5 protein-coding genes are annotated in these 4,989 nt (G+C 32.6%); all 5 read right to left on the reverse strand.

The genetic code is table 11. The annotated features are described in order from the left end of the window. Positions 1-218: 218 nt before the first annotated feature. The 5 genes from Q0A18_RS14150 to Q0A18_RS14170 are packed head-to-tail and all read right to left on the reverse strand — an operon-like array spanning position 219 to position 4,760. Positions 219-1,748, reverse strand: a complete 1,530-nt coding sequence (locus Q0A18_RS14150; RefSeq protein WP_292010805.1) for a type I restriction-modification system subunit M — start codon at positions 1,746-1,748, stop codon at positions 219-221. Further along, the gene (locus tag Q0A18_RS14155) at positions 1,738-2,334 is read right to left on the reverse strand and encodes a restriction endonuclease subunit S (protein WP_292010806.1); all 597 of its coding nucleotides are present in this window, start codon (positions 2,332-2,334) and stop codon (positions 1,738-1,740) included. Before Q0A18_RS14155 ends, Q0A18_RS14150 begins: the two co-directional genes overlap by 11 nt. A gap of 60 nt (positions 2,335-2,394) precedes the next feature. Beyond that, the gene (locus tag Q0A18_RS14160) at positions 2,395-2,820 is read right to left on the reverse strand and encodes a hypothetical protein (protein ID WP_292010807.1); all 426 of its coding nucleotides are present in this window, start codon (positions 2,818-2,820) and stop codon (positions 2,395-2,397) included. Continuing rightward, a complete protein-coding gene (locus tag Q0A18_RS14165; RefSeq protein WP_292010808.1) occupies positions 2,798-4,000 on the reverse strand; it encodes a nucleotidyltransferase in 1,203 nt (400 codons plus the stop codon). Before Q0A18_RS14165 ends, Q0A18_RS14160 begins: the two co-directional genes overlap by 23 nt. Next, positions 3,990-4,760: a hypothetical protein gene (locus tag Q0A18_RS14170; RefSeq protein ID WP_292010809.1), complete on the reverse strand. Its 771-nt coding sequence runs from the start codon at positions 4,758-4,760 to the stop codon at positions 3,990-3,992. Before Q0A18_RS14170 ends, Q0A18_RS14165 begins: the two co-directional genes overlap by 11 nt. Positions 4,761-4,989 lie beyond the last annotated feature (229 nt).

The following is a 4,989-nucleotide window of genomic DNA, read 5'->3' on the forward strand; positions in this document are numbered from 1 at the left end:
AATATCTAAGACATTTATAAACTTAATTCCTTTACCATATTGTTCTTTTGAAGCATTAATTCCATTCTTAAACTCCAATAAATCCCCCAACTTCTTCGTTTGCCACTCTCCTTCAAAGCCCGGAAATCTCAAAGGGGGAACGTTACCTACTTTTAATTTTTTATTTTCCATCTCGATGACTTAATTTTCGTTAGTAAAAACATTAAGGATTTAAAAAATTAAAAACCAATTCCCAATTCTTTCAAATACATATTAATCTCCTTATCCAACTCATCTCGTTTCTCTTCCAAAGATTTGATTTCCTGCATCACTGCCTGAATATCGATTTCGGGTTCTGGTTCAAAAGTATCAACATAACGAGGAATGTTGAGGTTAAAATCATTCTCCTTTATCTCTTCAAAACTGGCTATATAGGCGAATCTTTCTTCAACAATTCCTGTTTCCATTGCCTGATCATGAAACTGCGTGAAAATATCTGTAATATGCTGAATGTGTTTTTCCCCTAAGGAATTTTGATTTTTTCCCGGTACAAAATCTTTGCTGGCATCAATAAACAGTACTTTCTCTTTGTTTACTTTTTGCTTGTTGAAAATAAGAATAGCAGCCGGAATACTTGTGCCAAAAAACAAATTGGAAGGTAAGCCTATCACTGCTTCAATCAAATCTTCTTCAATCGTTTTAGTGCGAATTTTTCCTTCAGCAGCTCCTCTAAATAATACACCATGTGGTACAACCACACCTGCTTTACCAGTATTATTCAATGATTCTATCATATGTGAAATGAAAGCCCAATCTCCTTTAGATTTTGGTGGCAAACCTCTCCAGAAACGATTATAAGAGTCACTTGCCAAATCATCTGCTCCCCATTTATCCAATGAAAAAGGAGGGTTGGCTACTACCGTATCGAACAACATTAAAGCATCTCCTTCCTTGTGCTTTGGGTTTCTCAACGTATCTCCCCAACGTATCACAGCACTATCATAGCCATGCAGATACATATTCATTACAGCCAATGCCCAAGTACTACCATTTGCTTCTTGTCCATATAGCGAAAAGTTATTATCACCCACCTGTCGTCCTGCTTTGATTAAAAGAGAGCCTGAACCACAAGTAGGATCATAAATACGTGAACCTGGTTTAGATTTGGTCAACTTAGCCAATAATGTAGAAACTTCTGCCGGGGTAAAGAATTCTCCTGCTTTTTTCCCTGAATCAGATGCAAAATTAGCTATCAAAAATTCATATGCTCCTCCAATGACATCGTTATTCTCTAAATGAGAAGAAGAAAGATTTAAAGAATAAAAATCGTTCAACAAATTACGTAATCTGGTTATTTTACCTTTTGCGTCTCCCAAATTAGAACTGTTAAAATCAATATTTCTAAAAATATTAGATCCATCATGACCGCCTAATTTTTCTCTGTTTGCTTCTTCCAATTCCGCTAAAGCATGATTGATCATTTCCCCAATCTTTGGATTGTTACGGTTTTCATATAAAAAATAAAAGCTTGATTCTTCAGGAACTATAAAACGTTCTCGCTCCAATGCTCTTTTTACACGTTCTTCGTTGCCTTCATATCTTTTGGCATATTCTTCTTTTTTCTCATTGTACACATCGGTTACATACTTTAGAAATAACATGGTGAGTATGTAATCTTTATATTGAGAAGGATCGATTGTACCACGAAATGTGTCACAAGCTTTCCATACGGTATTGTTTATATCTTTTTGACTTACTTTAGTACTCATTTTGTAGTTTTTTATAAGTTACTGTATTGATTAAATTTTCTTTAAGAGTGATTAACTCCTTTTGAATAACAACTTGTTCTTTTTTTAAGAAATCTAATTTTACGATCTGCTTTTGCGTCTCTAAATTAGGAATAATAATTTCCAAGTCTCCTAATTCTTGTTTTGTGATCGAGGGTATATTTTGGGTCGTCATTTTAGAAGCAAATACTTTTAATGTTTCAGGATGATTCAGATACCAAACCAAGAATTCAGGTAAAATAAGATCATTTTGAATAGTTAAAACCAGAAAAGAAGCACTGGCAATAGTAAATGAATATTCATTACGGAATAAGGTGGCAAAAAAGCGTCTTCCTTTGGCATTGAATAAAACCTCGTTATATTGTAAGAAATTTTTTTCGATAGCCGGCTTTATCAAAACGTTAGCTTCAAGATCATTTCTTAAATTCCCACCATCATCATAATCAGAAGTTCCAACCATTCTAACATAGGCATCGGTCAGTTGCTTTTCATCATTGTTAACGGTTTTAGGAACCACCATTCCCGACCTTATATTAACAATTTCTGATAATTTAAACTTTTTGTTCATTTCTTTATTTTTAAACAAGCTCTCCGTTCTGTAAAAGAACAGAGAACTTGAAAATTAAAATCAATTATGAAGATATTCGGGACCTAACCAAACTTTATATTCCAAATACTTGTCATAATAATATATCCATTCGGGTATCCACGGAATTACTTCGACTAACTCAAGGTAAGGTTTACCTTTTAAATCAAACACTGGATGATATAAACAAAGTGAACCATCACCGTTAAAATGTGTATCCGCACATTTTATGAGGTTTTTAGTTTCTACCATTACCCTTTCAAATCTATTAGGAAAAAATGGAGAACATAGCAGTTTAAAATGATATTTTCTATGATTCAATTCCAATGTGCCTTTTCCTTCCAGTAATTTCCCTTTAACCTGAAAAGATAACCAATTGAATTCTTTTTCACATTCAATCATCGTTTTATACAAAAAGCCCATCCAGTATTTTTGAGCACGCTCTTTAGGATTCAGCATAAAATCCATGACTTCCATTTTTTACACCTGATGAGGTATTAATTTGACCACTTGAGTCTGTGTAAGCTGTTCCAGAAAGCAATGCGGTTAGTTGAGGAATCCCTTTAAAACTTTCTTCAAGCTTGACCAAAGTTTGGATGTTTTGTTTGTAATATCCGTTTCCAAATAAATCTTTGTAATTCTGCTCATTGGTAGAGTTGGATAAAAACGTACTGACCTTTCTCTCTAAATCTGTTACAAACCCTACATAACTATCGTAATGTTTATCAGTCCATGAATCAGTAAAATTTTCACGTTTATCTTTATCTGGATACAAATCTATTGGATTGTAAACCTGAAATCGAATTCCTTTATACTTATAATTGTCGGCAAAACTTTTCATCTTTGTCATCGCATTTTTAAGTGCTGCTTGAATTGATAACTCTTCGTCATAGCTCTGAGCTAACAAGGTAGTTAAAACAATACTTGAAATAGCTGGAGTTTTAACTAAATCTTTATTTTCATAATACAAATCACGGTAACGTTTTATAATTTGCACCGTTCTTTGCAATGGAGATTTAACATATACATCTTTTGGCAAATCCTCAGTTTCTACTTTTGCTTCTGTAAGCACCACAAATCGTTCTGTAAGCATAAATTGAGATTTATGCTTTTCAGAAATATTTTTAAACCAAGCATCATACCCCTTTGGATCGGTGCGAGACCAATCCATTAAGGTTTTATCATTTGGTATCATCAATCTTGTGCTTTCTGAAGTGATTTTACATCCAGATAGAATATCCATATGAAAATCGCTATTATAGTTGATTCTAATGCAACGATTTTTCTTTTGAAGTAATGGTGAATAGGTTCCATGATTATCTAAGACACGGAAAACTTCGTCATAAATTTCTTTGGGTGTATGATTTAAATAAGAATCATCTAATTTTAAAACAATATCTAAATCGAATTCCTTACCTGGTAAAGGTTTAATAGTTGTTCCTATTAACAAAGAACCTTGTGCATACACATTAACTGTGTAATCTTTAAAAAATTCTTCATCTTTATCAAAAACATCATTTACTGCTTTATAAGCAGAAATCATCTGTTCTTTTCTGGTATCATCTAATTCTAAATTAGCCGCTGCAATAGCAAGTAATTCTTCCTTTTTAAATTCTTCTTCTTTGTATTTTGTATAATTATTTCTCATTGATTAAGTATTTTGTGTGTTCTCCAATTTTAGCAATTTGTTCTTCATGCTCAATTACTATTAATTTTTCAATTTCGCTGATGTCTACTACCATGAAATCACTACCTAATTTGCGAGGATTTTTTAAAAGTTTTTTCAGCTCTGCTTCTTGTTCCGGAGTTGGAAGAAACTCAACAATGTCATAAATTAAAACTTCATAACATTGATGAAAAGTACTGTAACCAAATACTTTCATCGTTTTTTGCACCTCTCTGAATGATTTGGAGTAAAAAATATCTTTATCAAATCCATGGTCTTTAATAAGCTCTTCGTTGAATTCACGGTCATAGGTTGTTTCACGGTTTTTTCTGGATTCAAACCATTTAATAACATTTAAAGCATATTTACCTTTCACTCGAAAACGTAAATCGTCTTTGCTAATATCATCCGATTTGATTCCCTTCGCTCCGCAATCTTCCTTATATCCCCATTTTTCAAATTCTGAAAAACCGTTATTTTTTTTGTAAACACCACCTATAGGTTGTAGTTGGTCTTTAATACGGTGACCACGAACTAACAAAAACTTAGAAGTACCAGGAATTTTAATTCTGATTAAATAACTGATAGAAAATCGAACATCCTCATTTTTTATCTTTGTAAAATTGGACTGTAAATAGGTATAAATTTGATTTTTGTTATCTAGCAACGATTCTGTTGCTTTTTTTATGATAACCTTACCAGCAGCCATACCTAAAGCTGCTAAAACTGTGTTTGCTGCCATTAGCTTAGATTTAAATATTTATAAAAATTGCTTAATAGGGCATTATAACCAATGAAAACTTGTGTATATACATATTAATACATAGTTTTGCAAAACGAAAACAGACTATAATACTCTAAAACCATAATGAGGTGACTAGCCTCAGGTGATGTATTGTTAAGCGCAATACGGGGATTTTATAAGTCAAACATCAAAAATATCTTAAAACCAAATCTATGTGCAGTAGAAT

Origin of the sequence: Chryseobacterium sp. (assembly GCF_022712095.1) — a bacterium.
Classification (GTDB): Bacteria; Bacteroidota; Bacteroidia; order Flavobacteriales; family Weeksellaceae; genus Chryseobacterium.

Excerpts from the sequence above, each read along its gene's own strand:
- Q0A18_RS14150 (WP_292010805.1), bottom strand. The coding sequence starts at position 1,748 with ATGAGTACTAAAGTAAGTCAAAAAGATATAAACAATACCGTATGGAAA.
- Q0A18_RS14155 (WP_292010806.1), bottom strand. The coding sequence starts at position 2,334 with ATGAACAAAAAGTTTAAATTATCAGAAATTGTTAATATAAGGTCGGGA.
- Q0A18_RS14160 (WP_292010807.1), bottom strand. The coding sequence starts at position 2,820 with ATGGATTTTATGCTGAATCCTAAAGAGCGTGCTCAAAAATACTGGATG.
- Q0A18_RS14165 (WP_292010808.1), bottom strand. The coding sequence starts at position 4,000 with ATGAGAAATAATTATACAAAATACAAAGAAGAAGAATTTAAAAAGGAA.
- Q0A18_RS14170 (WP_292010809.1), bottom strand. The coding sequence starts at position 4,760 with ATGGCAGCAAACACAGTTTTAGCAGCTTTAGGTATGGCTGCTGGTAAG.